The sequence below is a fragment of the Exiguobacterium sp. s122 genome (assembly GCF_018618475.1).
GTDB lineage: Bacteria > Bacillota > Bacilli > Exiguobacteriales > Exiguobacteriaceae > Exiguobacterium > Exiguobacterium himgiriensis.
In genome coordinates this window covers 13237-31693 of record NZ_JACSMD010000003.1, presented here as the reverse complement: position 1 = coordinate 31693, position 18457 = coordinate 13237, and the positions used below count along the sequence as shown (strand labels likewise).

12 protein-coding genes are annotated in these 18457 nt (G+C 52.6%); all 12 read right to left on the bottom strand.

Annotation, left to right across the window (positions count from 1 at the left end; genetic code table 11):
• Positions 1 to 14: 14 nt before the first annotated feature.
• Positions 15 to 2606: an ATP-dependent chaperone ClpB gene (gene clpB, locus KNP92_RS12595; RefSeq protein WP_214841021.1), complete on the bottom strand. Its 2592-nt coding sequence runs from the start codon at positions 2604 to 2606 to the stop codon at positions 15 to 17.
• 18 nt (positions 2607 to 2624) lie between these two features.
• Positions 2625 to 3491 (bottom strand): DnaJ C-terminal domain-containing protein, encoded by an 867-nt coding sequence (locus tag KNP92_RS12590; protein WP_214841019.1) that lies wholly within the window; start codon positions 3489 to 3491, stop codon positions 2625 to 2627.
• Positions 3492 to 3627: 136 nt separating this feature from the next.
• A complete protein-coding gene (locus tag KNP92_RS12585; protein ID WP_214841017.1) occupies positions 3628 to 4806 on the bottom strand; it encodes a CamS family sex pheromone protein in 1179 nt (392 codons plus the stop codon).
• Between the two features lie 141 nt (positions 4807 to 4947).
• A complete protein-coding gene (locus KNP92_RS12580; protein ID WP_214841016.1) occupies positions 4948 to 6837 on the bottom strand; it encodes a DUF7507 domain-containing protein in 1890 nt (629 codons plus the stop codon).
• A gap of 266 nt (positions 6838 to 7103) precedes the next feature.
• A complete protein-coding gene (gene ligA / locus KNP92_RS12575) occupies positions 7104 to 9098 on the bottom strand; it encodes an NAD-dependent DNA ligase LigA (RefSeq protein WP_214841014.1) in 1995 nt (664 codons plus the stop codon).
• A gap of 9 nt (positions 9099 to 9107) precedes the next feature.
• Positions 9108 to 11324 carry a DNA helicase PcrA gene (pcrA, locus tag KNP92_RS12570; protein WP_214841011.1) on the bottom strand — a complete coding sequence of 739 codons (2217 nt, stop codon included), beginning with the start codon at positions 11322 to 11324 and terminating at the stop codon, positions 9108 to 9110.
• 39 nt (positions 11325 to 11363) lie between these two features.
• Positions 11364 to 12044 (bottom strand): heptaprenylglyceryl phosphate synthase, encoded by a 681-nt coding sequence (gene pcrB, locus KNP92_RS12565; protein WP_214841003.1) that lies wholly within the window; start codon positions 12042 to 12044, stop codon positions 11364 to 11366.
• A 100-nt stretch (positions 12045 to 12144) separates the two neighbouring features.
• On the bottom strand, positions 12145 to 12375 hold the full coding sequence (locus tag KNP92_RS12560; RefSeq protein WP_214841001.1) for a hypothetical protein: 231 nt from the start codon (positions 12373 to 12375) through the stop codon (positions 12145 to 12147).
• A gap of 12 nt (positions 12376 to 12387) precedes the next feature.
• A complete protein-coding gene (locus KNP92_RS12555) occupies positions 12388 to 13755 on the bottom strand; it encodes a TrkH family potassium uptake protein (protein WP_251136581.1) in 1368 nt (455 codons plus the stop codon).
• A 50-nt stretch (positions 13756 to 13805) separates the two neighbouring features.
• Positions 13806 to 14114, bottom strand: coding sequence for a YerC/YecD family TrpR-related protein (locus KNP92_RS12550; protein ID WP_024371764.1), 309 nt, complete (start codon positions 14112 to 14114; stop codon positions 13806 to 13808).
• Positions 14115 to 14182: 68 nt separating this feature from the next.
• Positions 14183 to 15925 (bottom strand): adenine deaminase C-terminal domain-containing protein, encoded by a 1743-nt coding sequence (locus tag KNP92_RS12545; protein ID WP_214840997.1) that lies wholly within the window; start codon positions 15923 to 15925, stop codon positions 14183 to 14185.
• A 184-nt stretch (positions 15926 to 16109) separates the two neighbouring features.
• Complete coding sequence (locus tag KNP92_RS12540; RefSeq protein ID WP_251136580.1) at positions 16110 to 18383, bottom strand: bifunctional diguanylate cyclase/phosphodiesterase; 2274 nt, start codon at positions 18381 to 18383, stop codon at positions 16110 to 16112.
• Positions 18384 to 18457 lie beyond the last annotated feature (74 nt).

Sequence of the window (18457 nt, the reverse complement as noted above, 5' to 3'; positions counted from 1 at the left end):
GGCGCTCCTTCCTATTAGTACGTCACGGTCGTTGGACGGAGCGTCAACTCTCCGTTCTCGACGTCAATCATCACGGTCTGGCCATCCTCGACGTCACCCGCAAGGATGCTGCGGGCAAGTTTCGTCTCAATCGTCCGCTGTACGTAGCGGTTGATTGGACGGGCCCCAAACTGCGGTTCATACGCCTCATCCGCGATGAACGCTTTCGCCGCATCGGTGATTTCGATTTGAATCGACCGGGCCGTCAAACGGCTTCCCATTCGAGCGACCGCTTTTTCGACGATTTGACCGATTTGGTCGCGCGTGAGCGGGTGGAACAGGATCGTCTCGTCGACACGGTTCAAGAACTCCGGTCGGAAGTGGCGACGAAGCCGCTCGATGACTTGGCGTTCTTCCGCCTCATCGATGACGCCATCTCTCGCCGCCTCGAGCAAGATGTCGGCCCCGATGTTCGACGTCATGATGACGATGGTATTTTTAAAGTCGACGACACGGCCGTGCGAGTCGGTCAACCGACCGTCATCAAGCAACTGAAGCAAGATGTTGAACACATCGGCGTGCGCTTTCTCGACTTCGTCAAGTAGTAACACCGAGTACGGATTGCGGCGTACTGCTTCTGTCAACTGACCGCCTTCCTCGTAGCCGATATAGCCCGGAGGCGCGCCGACGAGACGGGATACGGCGTGCTTCTCCATATATTCGCTCATGTCGAGTCGGACGATATGATCTTCGGAATCGAACATCGCCTCGGCGAGCGCTTTCCCGAGTTCGGTCTTCCCGACCCCGGTCGGACCGAGGAAGAGGAACGACCCAATCGGGCGGTTCGGGTCTTTGATGCCGGCCCGGGCCCGGATGACGGCGTCGCTGACGAGCCGAATCGCGTCGTCTTGGCCGAACACGCGCTGGTGAAGCACCGTCTCGAGGTTGAGCAACTTGTCGCGTTCTCCCTCGGTCAGTTTCGTCACTGGGATGCCCGTCCATTTCGAGACGACTTCCGCAATCTCTTCTTCCGTCACTTCTTCCCGGACGAGTTCACGCGTCACCGATCCTGCAAGACGTTCGGCTTCTTCGAGTTCACGCTCGAGTTCCGGGATGCGTCCGTATTTGAGTTCCGACGCTCGGTTCAAGTCGTAGCGACTTTCGGCCTCTTGCAGTTCGAGCTTCACTTTCTCGAGGTCGCCACGGATGTGTTGCACGCGGTGGGTCGATTCTTTCTCGTTCTCCCAACGTAGACGGAGCGCGTCCGCTTGTTCGCGTGACGAGGCGAGTTCTTGTTGAAGCGCTTCGAGTCGTTTCTTCGACGCGTCATCGCTCTCTTTTTTAAGCGCCGCTTCTTCAATCTCAAGCTGCATGACGCGACGGACGAGTTCATCGAGTTCGGCCGGCATCGATTCCATCTCGGTCCGAATCATCGCACACGACTCATCGACGAGGTCAATCGCCTTGTCCGGCATGAAGCGATCGGTAATGTAGCGGTTCGATAAGACGGCCGCCGCGACGAGCGCGTTGTCATGAATGCGGACACCGTGGTGAATCTCAAACCGTTCTTTCAAGCCGCGCAAGATGGAGACCGTGTCTTCGACATCCGGTTCGTCGACGAGCACTTGTTGGAAGCGTCGCTCGAGTGCTGGATCTTTCTCGATGTATTGACGATACTCATCGAGCGTTGTTGCGCCGATACAATGGAGTTCACCACGAGCGAGCATCGGCTTGAGCATATTCCCGGCGTCCATCGCTCCTTCGGATTTACCGGCTCCGACGATCGTGTGCAATTCGTCGATGAAGAGGATGATTTTCCCTTCCGCTTCTTTCACTTCGTTCAAGACGGCTTGCAAACGTTCTTCGAACTCCCCGCGATATTTGGCGCCAGCGACGAGCGAACTCATGTCGAGACTGAAAATCGTCTTGTCTTTCAAGCTTTCCGGGACGTCGCCACGGACGATCCGTTGGGCGAGCCCTTCGACGATCGCCGTCTTCCCGACTCCCGGTTCTCCAATTAAGACGGGATTGTTCTTCGTCTTCCGGCTCAAGATACGGATGACGCGGCGAATCTCACTGTCGCGCCCGATGACGGGGTCGATTTTCCCAGTCTTCACTTCTTGAATCAAATCGCGTCCGTATTTCGTCAACACGTCATACGTCGCTTCCGGAGACTTCGAGGTGATACGTCGATTGCCACGAATCGCGGTGAGCGCCTCGCGTAACTTCTCCTCGGTCACGCCTTTACGTTCGAGCATGCTTTGCGCTTGGCTTTTATTCAACAGGATACCGAGCAACACGTGTTCGACGGAGACGTATTCGTCATTCATACTGGTCGCCTCACGCTCGGCCGTCGTCAAGACGTTCAAGAGAGAAGCTGAAATCATCGGTGTCGTCGGCGTTTGCAACTTCGGTGCATTTTTGAGCGCCATCGCCACTTCCGCTTCGATGTCCGCGACGTTCAACTCCATCTTTTGTAGCAAAAGTGGAATGATGCCGTCCGCCTGCGAAATCATCGATGCGAGGACGTGCCATTCGTTCATCTCACTATGATGATACTGTTTCGCGAGTGCTTGCGAACTGACGATGCTTTCATGCGCTTTATCGGTAAATCGATTGAAATCCATCCCGTTTCCTCCTTATGTTCAGCGTTCAAGTTGTTCATAAACAGATCGGTGGGCGGCGTCGAGTGGCAAGTCGACCTCGAGCTGGACGAACAAGTCAGACCGGACTTTCGAGGTCGTCATAAAGCCACGTCCTGGAATCCGCATCCGTTGCCCTGGACGCGAACCCGGTTTCACTTTCAATTTCACGCGGCCCCCGTCGAGCGTCGCGACGATGACTTCCGTCCCATCCAGAAACGCGAGCGGGCGCAGTCGTTTGACGGTGATCACGTTCGCCCCTTCCCGGTGATACGTCTCGTCGTCTGTAAAATGAAGTTCGACATAGACGTCGCCACGGTCCCCGGATTGTCCGACTTTACTGCCCTTCCCTTTTAGGCGCAGCTTTTGTCCTTCATAGGCGCCTTGGGGAATTTTCACGTTCACAGTCCCAGACTGGAGACGCAAACTCACTTTCGCCTCTTTCGTCAATTGGCTAAGCGGTACGTTGACGCGTACCGTCTCATCCAAGTCTTCCTCGACCGTCTGGTTGAAGAAACTGCCGAACATGTCCTCAAATCCGAACGTCCGCGACGTCGTCCGTGAGCCGCCCCCGAATTGACGGAACAAATCCTCAAACTGGGCCGAGCCCTCCCCATATCCGTCTCCGCTATACGTCCCGCCACCGAATGTCGGTCCTTCCGCACTTCCGTAGCGGTCATAATTTGCTTTTTTCTCTGGGTCGCTCAATACGTCAAACGCTTCTTGAATCGCCTTGAACTTGTCTTGTGCGCCCGGGTCTTTATTCACGTCCGGATGGTATTGTTTGGCCAACTTTCGATATGCTCGCTTTATGTCTTGGTCCGATGCCTGTTTGGACACGCCCAGGACGTCATAATAATTTTTTGCCATCTCGTTTCACCTCACCTATCCCTTTCCCGATTCTGTTAAGTCTATTCTACCCAATTGGTCAAATAAGGTCAAAGATTACCCTCACTGTTTTATACGAAAAAAAGAAGGACTTCGTTTCAAAACGAAGCCCTTTCTCTTAGAAATATACCTTTGGATTCGACATACCTTCTTCAAACACAATCGTGACTTCTGGGTTGCCTCCGAGCGAAGTAACGTTAATCCGAATCGGGACGCTGCGATTGTATTCCCAGCGGTTCTCGAGCAAACCGACGATATGTTGCGTGAAGCCGACGAGTTCGGCGCGACTATAGAACTGAATCGGGATATCAATCTCTAGCCGTGACAAGTCACCGTTTTGATAGAATCCTTTGCCGATCATCCCGCTAAAGTCAGGGAAGACGTCGGCGATGCGGTCACTGAACAACGTGAACTTTTGGGCATCATCTCGCACTTCGTTCGTAGCTGCGCTTGATGGGAAGTAATAGTACCGCTCATCGATCGCTTTCCAGTCTCCTGAAGCGACACTGTCCGACTTGCCGACGAACGCCGATTTGATGTAGTTACCAGGTGTCGGCGAACCTTGCGATGCCTTCATGTACAACGCCACATTAATATCGAGATCTTTAAAGTCTTCCCGTTCACGTAGCTGTGTCACGAGTTCATTCGCCATCCGCTCCCCTTCTGCGATGACTTTACTCTCATCCAATCGCTCGGTATATGTCGGCCCGAAGTTTGGAGCTTGGAAGACGTACTCCCGGTTCAAGATGAGCGCGAACGAGACACCGCCGAGCGTATAGCCGTTATCGGCTCGTTGCATGTAGTTCTGTTCGACGAGCGAGGCGAGATAGAGCGGTGACTCTTTATTGGCGTCGACAAAGTCCGCGTCTGAAACTTCCGCCGTCCCGTTTTGATAAGCCGGGTTGAGTGGAACGAAGGCGCCTTCTTCCTGCTCCTTGCTCTTACGACCGAGCAGTTGTAAGACGTCGGTGTTCGTCAAAAGCTGACCTTCTTGATACGCGAACTGCTCCGGATTGAACGCTCCGGTCGAATGACGCATCAAGCCAAGTTCGACTTCTTCTAGTTCGAGCGACGAACTCACTTGACGTTGCGCGAGTCCACGGGCCGCTGCCGGTTTGAACGGAATCACCATCTGATAATACGAATCACGCGCCTCGATGGCAGGCGTGACCCCTTCTGACACCGTCTCATTTCCTGTCGGCGTCGCTTCTTCTTCCCCCATTGGGATCTTCATTGAACATCCACTGAGTAGCAAACTGGCGGCCACTGCGGGAATGATGAGTTGTTTCCATTTCATCTATCGTTAACTCCTTTTAACAAGTCGATTCCTCATACACTTTTTCTATTATAGCAAAATCGCCCGCTGAAAAAAGTGTCGAAGCGGAATCAGTCCGTTAGACAAACAAATCCTCCGGCAATGGAACCGGAGGAAGACGCGTTATGCTTTGTTCGATGGACGTCGGCGATACATGAACGTCATCAGTCCGACGAGGAGAAACAGGAGACCGAGCGCTGTTACCCACGTACTCGTCGAACCAGTCATCGGGAGCGTCCCTTGTGTCGGGGGTGTCGTCGGATCTTTGACATACGCACTGTCATCTTCCCGTTCTGGGATGGCTTGTTTGACGTGAACCGTCGCCTCGGCCGAACGGGAGACGCGGTTCCCGCTCACTTCGAACGTGAAGGTCACCCGATTCGTCAACGTCTCGCCAGCTCGGACGTCGTAAGAAGGCAACAAGACTTGCTCCATCTCCAGGACGACTTCTTCACCGGGCACAAGGCCGTTCTCGACTTCCGCTAGGGCTCGCATGCCGTTACGTAGCGCTTCGGTCGCGTCACGCTGTTCTGTCACGGTCAAGGCCCCGCTCGTCCATTCTTCCATCACGTCGACGAAATGAAGCGTGACGTTCGACGTGTTCGTAATCGTATACGTGTACACAATCGCATCGCCCGGATGCACTGTTTTCGAGTTCGCTTCTTTTGTCACGGTGAAGTCAATCCGGTCCAACAAGACGATTTGTTGGCTCTCTGCATCGATCACACGACCATACTCGTCAGTGGCGGCCACTCGGAAGATATTCCCGATTTCAGGTTCGGTCGCCGCATCGTAATCGTCCGGCACTTCGAGGTTGATGGTCGTTTCCACCCGTTCGCCCGGGGCAAGCCCATCCTCTCCAATTAGCGCATCAAATCTTGTTTGCAACGTCTCATTGAATACACGGATGGCTTCGGCGCTCATGCCACCGTCAAAGAATTCATCTTCAATCGACGTGACCGTAAGCGATGTTTCGCCGGTGTTCTCGATGATGAACGTGTACGGAATCATACCGCCGACGACCGCTTGATCGATATTCGCTTCTTTTCCGACCTCAAGCCCGATCATTTCGTTCGGTACGACGGTCACCGTCACGTCCGCACAATCGTTTGGAATCGCTTCGTTTTCGACCCCGATACAAAACGTGTTCGTCACGTCCATCTCCATTTCCAAGTCTGGGGCGAACGTGTCAAACTGAATCACCGTTGTCCCGACCGGTATGACCGGGAACGTCCAATTGAAAGCGGGCGGACCACTTACGACGGTCGGAATCGGTGTTTCCACGCCTTCCGGTCCGATGACTTCAATCGAATCCGCGACGACGGTCAACGCTTCCGGTACCGCATCCGTTACCGAGACGTTTTCAAGCGGGGCACCTGCTACGTGAATCACGAGACGATACGTCAACAAGTCGCCTGCGAGCACTTCTGTGATTTCACCGTCCGCGCCGAGCGCGAGCTTATCGATGGCGACGGACGGGGTGAGAGACGTGGCTGCCGCTTCTTCTGTCATCACTTCGACTTCTGCAACCGGTGCTTCCGCAACCGGTTCTTCAGCAGGTGGTTCCGCTACAGGAACTTCTGCTAAAGGCGTTTCTTCCGCCACAGGTTCTTCCACGAGTGGTTCCTCTTGCACGTCTTCGACTACGGGAACTTCCGTTTCTAGTGTTGTGGCCGGGGCTGTCACCGTTTCTTCTGTTATCGTGAACGCAGTGAACGAATACGGGACGCGGGCTTCATCGTAAAGCGTGACCGTATCAATCAACGATCCGTCGACACGAGCCGCGTCAATCATGAATCGCCACGTGTCGGCAGTTTCTCGAACCCCGTAATACGTCACGTCCTCATAGACGAGACTCGATTCGAATAAACGGTCTGCTTCCTCGGTCGTTAAGTCGACCTGCACATATATCGTGCTCGAAGTCTCGGCGTATAAAACGTTCGGTGTAAGTAAGCCAATCAATAAGGCAACTAACGCAATCCAAGCAGTCCATCGACGGGTGGCGTGTGTCATGATGTGTCCCTCCTCTAAGTTGAATGCCAGTCGACAAGTCTGTCCGATGACCGCCTCGGCACGGAGGGAGGAAAGAGGATGTGTGTGCGTGAGTCGTGGGGTCAAAGGGTCCTCTAAATCAGGAAGATTTTACAAATTGTAAAGATAGTATTTATTACCCTTCCGGCGTTTCCACAAATCCGTCGAAACGTTGTATTTTTTAAACGTTAGGTCAATGAAAAAAAGCCTTCAACCGAAACGAACTCGTTTCAGATGAAGACCTTCTTTCACTCTTGTTCCGCTAAAAAAGAAAGCAAGGCGGCCTCGTCCCACACTTCGATTCCGAGCGATTCTGCTTTCGTCAATTTCGAGCCGGCCTTCTCACCTGCGACGAGAAGGTCTGTATTTTTGCTGACGCTGCCGGTGACGCTCGCACCGAGCAGTTCAAGTTTCTTCCCGGCTTCACCGCGCGTCATCTCGTGCAGTTTTCCGGTCAAGACGACGGTCTTACCGGCGAGTGGGGCGTCCGTATCAATCGGACGCTTCGTCCCTTTGAATGTCAAATTGACACCTGCTTCGGCAAGTTCTGCCACGAGGTCGCGGGCTTCTGGTTTCTCGAAATAGAGCGTGATCGATTCGGCCATTTTTGTGCCGATGCCATCGATGGCGGTCAAGTCTTCGACAGAGGCCGTCATAATCCGCTCCATCGACTCAAACTGTTCGGCAATGAGCGTCGCCGCTTTTTGCCCGACGAGCCGAATGCCGAGAGCGAACAATACCCGTTCGAGCGAATTCTGCCTTGACGCGTCGATGGCCGCGAGCAAGTTTGTGACCGACGTCTCACCCATCCGTTCAAGCGCAAGGAGCGCCTCGCGGTCAAGACGATACAAGTCGGCGACATTATGGACGAGACCGGTCTCATGCAGTTGGGTGATGACTTTCTCTCCGAGACCGTCGATATTCATCGCCGGACGTGAGACGAAATGAATCAACCCTTCTAATAGCTGAGCCGGACACTCCGGATTGACACAACGATGATCGGCCTCGCCTTCTAATCGGACGAGCTCCGAGTCACACGCCGGACAATGTGTCGGGAAGACGATTTCCTGTTCGTTCCCGGTCCGTTCACTGACGATGGCCGACACGACGGCCGGAATGACATCGCCTGCCTTCTTAATGATGACGCGGTCAAACACGTGTAAATCCTTTTCTTTTATGAAGTCTTCATTGTGAAGCGTGGCATACGTCACGGTCGAGCCCGCGACCGAGACCGGTGCGAAACGCGCGCGCGGCGTCACCTTCCCTGTTCGTCCGACACTGAAGTCGACGTCTTCGATCGTCGTGACGACTTCTTCAGCGGGAAACTTGTAGGCAACCGCCCAGCGAGGGCTCTTCGCCGTGAAGCCGAGCTGCTCTTGTTCTTCATACGCCGCGACTTTGATGACGATGCCGTCAATCTCGTACGGCAATTCGGACCGCTTCGTGACATACGTCTCAATATAATCCCATAACTCATCAGCCGTATGGCACGTCGTATACGCTTGGCTGACGGCGATTCCGAGACGTTCTAAATACGCGAGTGCTTCGTCGTGAGAGGCGACGAGATCGTCCGGCGAGACGAGCCCATAGGCGAAGAACGCCAAGTTCCGTGACGCCGCGATTTTCGAATCGAGCTGTCGAAGCGAACCGGCCGCCGCGTTGCGTGGGTTGGCGAATAACGGTTCTCCGAGACGTTCCCGTTCATCGTTCAAATGTTCGAACGAGCGCTTCGGCATATACGCCTCACCGCGCACCTCGAACGTGACGTCTTCGTTCAGCCGAAGCGGGATCGAATGAATCGTCTTCAAGTTTTGCGTGATGTCCTCCCCGGTCGTGCCGTCGCCGCGCGTCGCGCCGCGGACGAGCCGTCCGTCCTCATATTTAAGTGACACGGCAAGCCCATCAAACTTCAGTTCGGCGACAAACAGCGGACTATACCCGAGGTCCTTCTCGATGCGCTCGACCCATTCGACGAGCTCTCCTTTCGAGAAGACGTTCCCGAGCGAGAGCATCGGCGTGTCATGCGTCACTTTCACGAACGCATCGAGCGGGGCCCCGCCGACACGTTGCGTCGGAGAGTCCGGACTCCGCAGTTCTGGATAGTCCGTCTCGATGTCAATCAACTCGTTCATGAGCCGGTCATACTCCGAATCAGGTACGCTCGGCTGGTCGAGGACATAGTACTCATAACCATACTGATTTAATTTTTTTCGTAACGCTTCAACCCGTTCTGCCATCTCCATATGATCACCTCACGCTTTTTCGATTGGGGCAAACTTGGCGAGTAGTCGTTTAATACCGACGGCCGGGAAGGCGATATCGAGCTCGAGCTGATCCCCTTCGCCGCGCGTCTGCACGACCGTACCTTGACCCCACTTCTTATGGTTCGCTTTATCACCGACGTTCCAGCCCATCGATTCGGCGCCCGAAGACTGGGCGAGCTTCGGTTTCGGTTTCGAGCTGAAGCCGTTCACCGGGAGTTTCCCTGGCGACTCGACTGGATTCCACGGCATCGGCTTCTTCGCTTTCCCTGAACGTTCTAATAGCGTCTCCGGTAGTTCGTGTAAGAAGCGCGACTCTGGGTTGTTTTGGAAGCGGCCGTACAACATGCGGGACTGGGCTCGCGTCAAATAGAGACGCTTCTCGGCCCGCGTGATGCCCACGTAAGCGAGTCGGCGCTCTTCTTCCATCTCCTCGGGATCGTTCAGGGCACGGCTGTGAGGGAACAATCCTTCTTCCATCCCAATTAAGAAGACGACCGGGAACTCGAGTCCTTTCGCTGAATGAAGCGTCATGAGCGTCACTTGATGCAACTCGTCGACTTCTTCGAGCGAGTCGAGGTCGGAGACGAGCGTCAAATCAGTAAGGAACGCGACAAGCGTCTGTTCATCACTTTCCTTCTCGAAGTTTTGTGCGACCGAGAGAAATTCTTGCAAGTTCTCAAGCCGGCTCTCGGCTTCGAGCGTCTTCTCGATTTTAAGCATCTCTTCATAACCCGACTTCTTCAATACTTCCTCAATCAATTCGGAGATGGATAAGTAGTCTGCCATTTGACGAAGATCGACCATAAGTTTTCGGAATTCGGCAAGTTTCGTCGCCGTCCGTGGAGCGATGCCAGACAGTTTAATATCCCGAATCGCCTCCATGAGGGATACACCTTGCATCGCAGCGAAGTCCCCTAGCTTGTCGACCGTCGCGGCACCGATGCCCCGCTTCGGTTCGTTGACGACCCGAACGAACGAGATGTCCTCGTCCGGATTGGCAATCAAGCGCAAGTACGCCAAAATGTCTTTGATTTCTTTTCGCTCATAGAACTTCGTCCCGCCAACCATCTTGTATGGGATATTCGACTTTAGGAGCATCTCCTCGAGACCACGTGACTGGGCGTTCGTCCGGTATAAGACCGCCATTTCGCCGTAATCGATGCCTTCTTGACGGAGTTCTTTCATCTGGTTGATGATGAAGAACGCTTCGTCGCGGTCGTCTGAGGCGACGTGTAAGAGGAGTTTCTCGCCTTCGACGTTTTCCGTCCACAACTTTTTATCTTTACGGCTCGAGTTGTTTTGAATGACTCCGTTCGCCGCCTCTAAAATCCGTTTCGTCGAGCGATAGTTTTGCTCGAGCAAGATGACGTGGGCACTCGGATAATCTTTCTCGAACGTCAAGATATTGGCGATATCCGCGCCGCGCCAGCGGTAAATCGACTGGTCCGAGTCCCCGACGACACATAAGTTCTCATGCGCCTCAGCAAGCAACTTGACGAGCGTATATTGCGCCCGGTTCGTATCTTGATACTCGTCGACGTGGATGTATTGGAACTTCTTTTGATAGAACGCGAGCACGTCGGGCGCTTCTTGGAACAACTGAATCGTTTTCATAATCAAGTCGTCGAAGTCGAGGACGTTGTTTTGCTTCAACTTCTTCTCGTAGCCCGTGTACACTTCCGAGATGACTTTCTCGTACGGGTTGTTGCCGACAAGACCTGCGGCGTCTTTTGCGGTCCGCAGTTCGTTTTTATGATTCGAGATCATACCGAGCAGCGTTCGCGGCTCATACTTCTTCGGGTCGAGATTTTGCTCTTTGAGCACTTGTTTGATCGCCGTCAACTGATCGGACGAGTCGAGAATCGAGAAGTTCCGGTCATAACGGATACGGTCGATATCACGGCGTAAAATTCGGACGCACATCGAGTGAAACGTTGAAATCCAAATATCATCCGCGACACCACCGACGAGGCGGGCAATCCGATCTTTCATCTCCCGGGCCGCTTTGTTCGTAAACGTGATGGCGAGAATGTTCCACGGTGCAATCTGTTTCGAAGCCATCAAATAAGCGACGCGGTGCGTCAAGACGCGTGTTTTCCCAGATCCGGCCCCGGCCATGATGAGGAGCGGGCCGTCCGTGTATTTGACTGCTTCTGCTTGTGGAGGGTTCATGCCTTTGACCAATTCTTCACTCAAGTTATACATAATCGTTTCCTTTCTTCATTCCAAACGTTTGTTCTTATTTTATCGGAGTGCTGCTACGGTCGCAAGCGCTCCTTCGAGATTCTCATAAATGACATTTCCGACAACGAGCGTATCGGCGTAAGGAGCCATGAGGCGTGCCGTCTCTGCCCCATCAATGCCGCCCCCATAAAACAAGTGGGTGTCCGGTAGTGCGAGGCGTACTTCTTTAACGACGTCCGGCGAGCCGAACGTACCGCTATATTCGAGATAGAGGGAAGGTAAGCGGAACACGTACCGACCCGTTTCCGCGTAGGCGACGACTTGTTCGAGTGACAGGTTCGTCTTTGCTTCTGTCACGACGGCGACTTTCGCCTCGGGGTTTAAGACGATATACCCTTGACCGGTCACGCACGTCGCATCGAACCAATGCCCATACGTTTCAAACGCCTTTGCCTGGTGTCCGATGATCCACTCAACAGTCCCCGCGTTCAACACGGTCGGGATAAAGTAATGCTGAAATCCACGAACAGTCTGATCGGGATGACTCAGTTCGAGCGCGAGTGGCACGCCACATCCGGCTAACCGTTCATAGAGCCGGTACGTGTTCTCTGCGTCCACCCCGTCCGTCCCCCCGATGAGGAACGCATCGGTACCCGAGTGAATGAGCGCATCGAGCGACGCGTCGTCAAGTGATTTATTCGGATCTAGTTTAAAGACATGACGCCACTGCGTGAATTTCATAGGGCTCCCTCCATTCGATACCTTCTCTAGTGTAGCGATTTTTAGGTTCACTTGCATCTGTTGACGAAAAAAGACTTGCCGCAGCAAGTCTTTAAACGTGTCATGATCGGGCGGCGCGATGTTCGCGCGACGTCATCCATTTCGCGACGATGAGCGCGAACACACCGTACACCGGGACGAACCAGAGTGGCTTCCCTAAGAAGAATCCGAGGACTGGAATGTCAAGCAACGGTGAATCCGGGGAGCATAGCGCCGTTCCGTTCACGATAGCGATAAAAGGCAAAACCGGAACGACGAACACGTAACCGAAATTGATCCAAAATGCCTTCATAACCTGATCTCCTTAACCTAAGATAATCGATTCTTTCGGATAGTTGTACATCCGTTTCGGCTGGCGACGTTGCAAGATCAAGATGAAAGCGATGACCCCAATCCGGCCGATGAACATGAGAATCGTGAGCACCCATTTGCCGACATTCGAAAACTCAGATGAGAGGCCGACCGACAAACCGGTCGTCCCGAACGCCGAGCACGCCTCGAACAAGATGCGGGTGAGGGATGCGTCCTCAAAGAACGAGAGCACCATGACACCAGTTAGTAACACAGCGAGTGAGACAGTGATGATGACGAACGCTTTCCAAATATCTTCAAGCACGATTTCACGGCCGAAAATTTTAATCGATGAGTCTCCGCGAATGAATGCGATGACCCCAAGGACAGCGACAGCGAACGTCGTCGTTCGAATCCCCCCACCGACAGAAGATGGCGAGGCGCCGATGAACATGAGAATGGATAGAAGGAGCATACTCCCTTCCGAGAACAAGTTCACATCGACCGTGGACAGCCCCCCATTCCGCGTCGTTACAGACTGGAATAACGAGTCCGAGAGTGCGAGCCATAGCGGCAAATCTTTAAATGCGTTGTTGTACTCGAACAAGAACAATCCGACCGTTCCAACCGCGATCAAGATGAAAAAAGTCGAAACCGTCAACTTCGTGAAGAGCGAGAAGCGACGCGGGAAGTTCTCCCGGTTGCGTATGATACGACTCATCAAATATGTCCGAATCTCAATGAGCACTGGGAATCCGATGGCGCCGCCGGTCATAAGGGCGATCTGCGTGAAGATGACGAACGGGTCTTCCCGGAACGGGGCGAGCGAGCTCCCGGTAATATCGAACCCGGCATTCGTCGTCGCACTGACTGCCCCGAATAAGCCTTGCAAAAATGCCTCGCCCGCGGTATCGAAATAGTTTAAATAATGCACACCGAGGAGCACGGCTCCAACCGCTTCAATGGTTAGCACGGTAATGACGATCTCCGTGATGTACTTGATGATTCCAGCCATTGAGGTTTGGTTTTGGTCACGCAAGATGAGTTGGCGCTCACGAAAACCGATCCGTTTCCCGAGTAAAATCCACATGATGACGTGAAGACTAATCAAACCGACCCCACTCACTTGGACGATAAATAAAATGATGAATAAACCAAACGTGGAAAACGTCTCTGCCACATCAATCGGTGTCAGTCCGGTGACGCTGACACAGCTGACCGCAAAAAAGACGAGGTCGGTGAACGTGATGGTCACACCCGGGTTATGCGCAATCGGTAGAGCGAGCAGGATGATCGACAAAATCGCAGCCGCGCTGTAAATCAAGACGAGCGTTTGAACGGGTGTTAGTTTTCGAAAGAATAGTTGTAAATTACGTTTCATAAATTTGTCTTGCATCTTGCCCCTCCTTTCCATCAAAAACAAGATGACTCTTACGAGTCACCTTTGTCTGATTGGTTTAGGCGTTCAAGGGCAAGGTCATAGCCACCAGACCCGTAGTTCAAGCAACGCTTGACCCGAGAAATCGTAGCCGTCGAAGCACCTGTCGCTTCTTCAATTTTATGATATGTGCTACCTTCACGAATTTGGCGGGCCACTTCTAACCGTTGAGCCAGCGCCTGGACTTCGTTGACGGTCGCTAAATCTTCGAACAATTGATAACAATCTTCGAGCGTATCGAGCTTCAAGATCGCCTCAAATAGCTGATCAAGTTCACGCCCTCTTAATTTATCGAGTTGCATCCGCAAGCATCCTCTCTCCATCGTACTTCTTTATCATTTTAAAGCACGACTGCCTCGGACTCAACTGTTCATCGTAAAATCGCTGGAAATAGTATTTGTTTTTTCATGACTTCGTAAATTCCGAGCGGCGTCGCCCGGACATACGGCAAATGTGTCGAGGCTAGGAACAAGAGCGTGTAAATCGGGTCTTCGAAATGATACCCGCGCGCCACGAGCTCCTCTCGCAGTCGATCTTCTTGCTTAATTAACCGCTCCATCGGTTCGATCGAGGTCATACCGCACAGCGGGAGCGGGATTTCCGCGATGATTTCTCCACGGTCGACAAGAACGATGCCACCGCCAAGTTCTTTCATACGCGCAAACGCCGTCAACATGTCTTTTTTGCATTTCCCGAGAATCAAATAATCGCCGCTAATCGAGTAGGAACTGACGAGCCCACCAAAATCATTGGCAAACCCTTTTAGGACCGTATTCAGTCGCCATTTCCCTTCTTTATCAAGTAACATGAGAAACGATTCGTCCCCGTCGCGCGGCAACTCGTCTTGTCCCGTATCGTGTGTGATTTTAAATAGCTTCATGATGACCGAATTGACCATATCGAGGCCGACCGGCATGCTGAACGATAAGTCTTGTGGCGTGAGTTCGATGTCGACATCGGTCGCTGGCATGAGTGCAAGAACTGCCTCGACGAGCTCGTCCGGGAACTGTGAAACGCCGTCACGCACAATCCATTGTCCTTTTGCGATGACACTCGTCGGACGCGGCTCATCCACAGCATCAAGAATATTTAAATGCGCGATTCGGCCCGGCGCGATGGAACCGAGGACGTGATCGAGGTCAAAGTGACGTGCCACGTTCAACGAGACGATGCGATACGCCTCAATCGGGTCGAGTCCCGCATCCATCATGATCTTCACGAGCTGATCTTGCATCCCTGCCTCGTAAAACCCTGGTGTCGAACCGTCCGTCGTCACCATCAAGTGATCGAACGCCGTCAATCCAGCCTTGAGTAAACCGTCCATCATTTCAGGCAAATCCGGACGAATCGACGAGTGCCGTAACGTCGTCGTATAGCCGTGTTCGAGTCGGCAAAGTGCCTCTTCAGCCGTCATCGCCTCATGGTCGCTGTGGACACCCATCAGCGCCATTTTCGTGAGCGTCTTCGCCGAAGCACCCGGGAAGTGGCCTTCGACCGGCAGACCGCAAGCCTCTGCGTCGAGCATCCACTGTAGCATCTCGTCGTCCCCTTTTAACGTACGGGGCCATGCCGTCAGTTCTCCGGCCATGATGACGTCAGGGTGGTTGAACCAATCATGGATTCGTTCGGAGTCGACGAGGACGCTATCCCGGTCGAGCTCGGTTTGTGTGTCAAGACGGGCCCACCAATACGTACTCGTCGGCAACTGCTGGATTGCGTCAAGTTGTGCAAACGCTTGCTCCTTATTTTGTAAAAAAAGAAGCATGTTGTCATTCACGAGCGTCGTCGTTCCCCGCTCGCCTGCATACTTCGACAGTGTCGCCGGGTTATACAGTTGAAAGGGATGCGCGTGCGGTTCCATGTACCCTGGCACGATGAATTTTCCGGACAAATCGACTGTCTCGACCGCTGCTTTCGGTAAATCCGGCCCCACATAGACGATGCGGTCGTTCTCAATCCAAATGTTGGCTTCTTTCCATTGTTTCACATAAACGTTCAAATAAGTCGCATTCGTCAAGACGAGCGAAGGCGGTCGCACTTGGTCCACGACTTCAAGCTGTGTGCGGATCATCGTTTTTGACCACGGTGCCCGCGCCGATCGTTTGGTTGGCATCGAACCCAGTCCTCCCTTAATCGCTTGTTTTATTATCAGAAGATAATTTTGTAAGCGTTTTCTTTAGCCTGATTCCAGTTTACCTTTTCTCATAATCAGTCGCAAGTTCTGTTCCCCATTGTAACGAAATTCACACAAACTTTACACAAATAAAGACGCCTCCGAAGAGACGCCTTCTCGAGTCCTACATCATGACCACTTTTTTCAAGTAATGCTCGAGTTGGACGAGCGGTACCGGCTTACTGTAATGATACCCTTGGATGAGCGAGTTGCTATGTTCGAGCACGAATGCGAGCTGCTCTGGCCGTTCGACGCCTTCTGTGACGATGTCGAGGCCGAGGGTATGGAACGTTTGATACAAGCCTTCTAATAGCGCCCGGTCGAACGTATTCTCCGGAATCCCTTTCACGAAGTTTTGATCGATTTTAATTAAATCGAGTTGAAGGGACTGTAAGAATGACAAGGACGACGTGCCGACGCCAAAGTCATCAAGTGAGATTTTCACGCCAATCGCCTTCAACGATGCGATGAACTGTTGCAACTCGTACAAGTTGCCTCCGACTTCACTTTCTGTGATTTCAACGTGTAGGTTAGCCGGACTAAACGTCGTGTCGTTTAATATCGATTCGAGTTCTGCTAAGAACGAGCCGTCTGCAATTTGGCGCTTCGACACGTTGATTGATAAAAACAATTCGTGATGCGTTACATGATCGGCCATCTCCCGAACCGCTTGGCGGAGCACCCAACGCCCGATGTCCGAGATGAGACCGAGCTGTTCGGCGATGGGGATAAAGAGCCCGGGTGAGACTTGTCCTTTCACCGGATGATTCCAGCGAATGAGCGCCTCGACCCCGCGCACGGCGAACGGGTGTGGCGAGACAATTGGTTGATAGTACAGTTCGAACTCATCTTCTTCAAGCGCCCGTCGTAAGTCCCGTTCCATCTCAAGCGTCTGCAAATAGTGACTCCCATCTTCAATCTCTTGGAACGAGAGAATCCGATTTTTGCCGGATAGCTTCGCTTCATGCAAGACGACATCGAGACGTCCCATTAGAATCTCATACGTATGGTGTGGATGATGCGAGGCGAAGACGTCGAGTCCAATCGTTGACGTCAGTCCTTTCACCCCGTTCGTATCCGCCCAATCCGATAAATCTTTTGTCAATCGGCGTGCGACGGGACGTAATTCCTCGAGTGTCCAGTTCGGGTGGAGGAAGATGAACTCATCCGCCCCAATTCGAGCAACGAAACCGTCTTCTTTATAAAAATTCAACCGCGACGCAATGTAAATCAAGACGGCATCACCTGTTCGATGGCCAAATTGGTCGTTGATTCGTCGGAAGTCGTCCAAGTCGATTCCAATCACCCCGATGTGACGATAAGACTGGCGAACGTTGGCAAAATAGTCTTCGACCGCTAGACGGTTCGGCAGTTGCGTGAGCGCATCGCGATACGCTCGATCAATCACTTCCGCACGGGTGTCTTCGAGCGCTGCAAGCACTTCGTTCATGCTCGTCGCCATCTGTTCAATTTCGTCATGGCTGTTCTCTTTATGGGTCAAGCGTAAACGACTATCTCGTTCACGTGTAATGTGTTTCAACTCGATGCCAATTTCCATGAGACGTCGAATCACCACGTGGTAAACCGTCCCCATGATGGAAGCGAATAAAATGATGCCTAAAAAGAGAAGCGCGAACATCCCCGATCGAAGCATGGTGATCGTGTTTTGATAATGCGACTGTGCCACAGAAAATTTCACATTATAATCAGACTGTTCAAATACCGTTTGTAACGGAAGGAGCACTTCCGTTGTCTCTTTTAACACGCTCACCTGTACCGTATCGTTCGCGTCTTGTAATAAGTCGATCGGAATTTTCGTCTGCGCCTCGACTTCGTCTAAAAAGGCGGTTTCAACGAATTCAACCATGATTAAGTTACCTTCGACGGGGCCGCTCCGATCGCTCTTCACAATCGGTTGCTGAACGAACAACACCGGCCCATACACACTCTCATAGATCCCGTTTCGCTCTGTCAACGAACGACTCACACGATTCGCTAAATCATCGATGAAGGCACGCTCGTCTGCAGCTGTCGTCGTAGGCGGGTTTCGTACTTCCGCATAATGCACGTCACCTTCACGATTCAAAAAAATCATCGCGTTCAGGTTGAGATTCTCTAACGTCGTTCCGCCCAAGTTGCTTTGAATGAACGATGCGTTGTGATTCTTCACAAAATCATACGCATCATCCCACACACTCCAATCCGCGAGTGTCCGTTCTAACGAACTCTTTCGTTGGTTCAATGTCTCTATGACACTTTCTATATGATTATCAACGACGAGGCGGTCTTGCTCCTCACTTCGTTCAATAAAATAGGGACGGACGACAAAAAAGATTACGCCGACAAACACGATAATATTTGCAGCTATCGCCACCATCAATCTCGTCCGAATACGCATGCCGACCACCTTCTTCCTTCAATCTACATCATTATTGTAGAACACGAAGCTGGCATTTCCTTCTTTTCGCATGA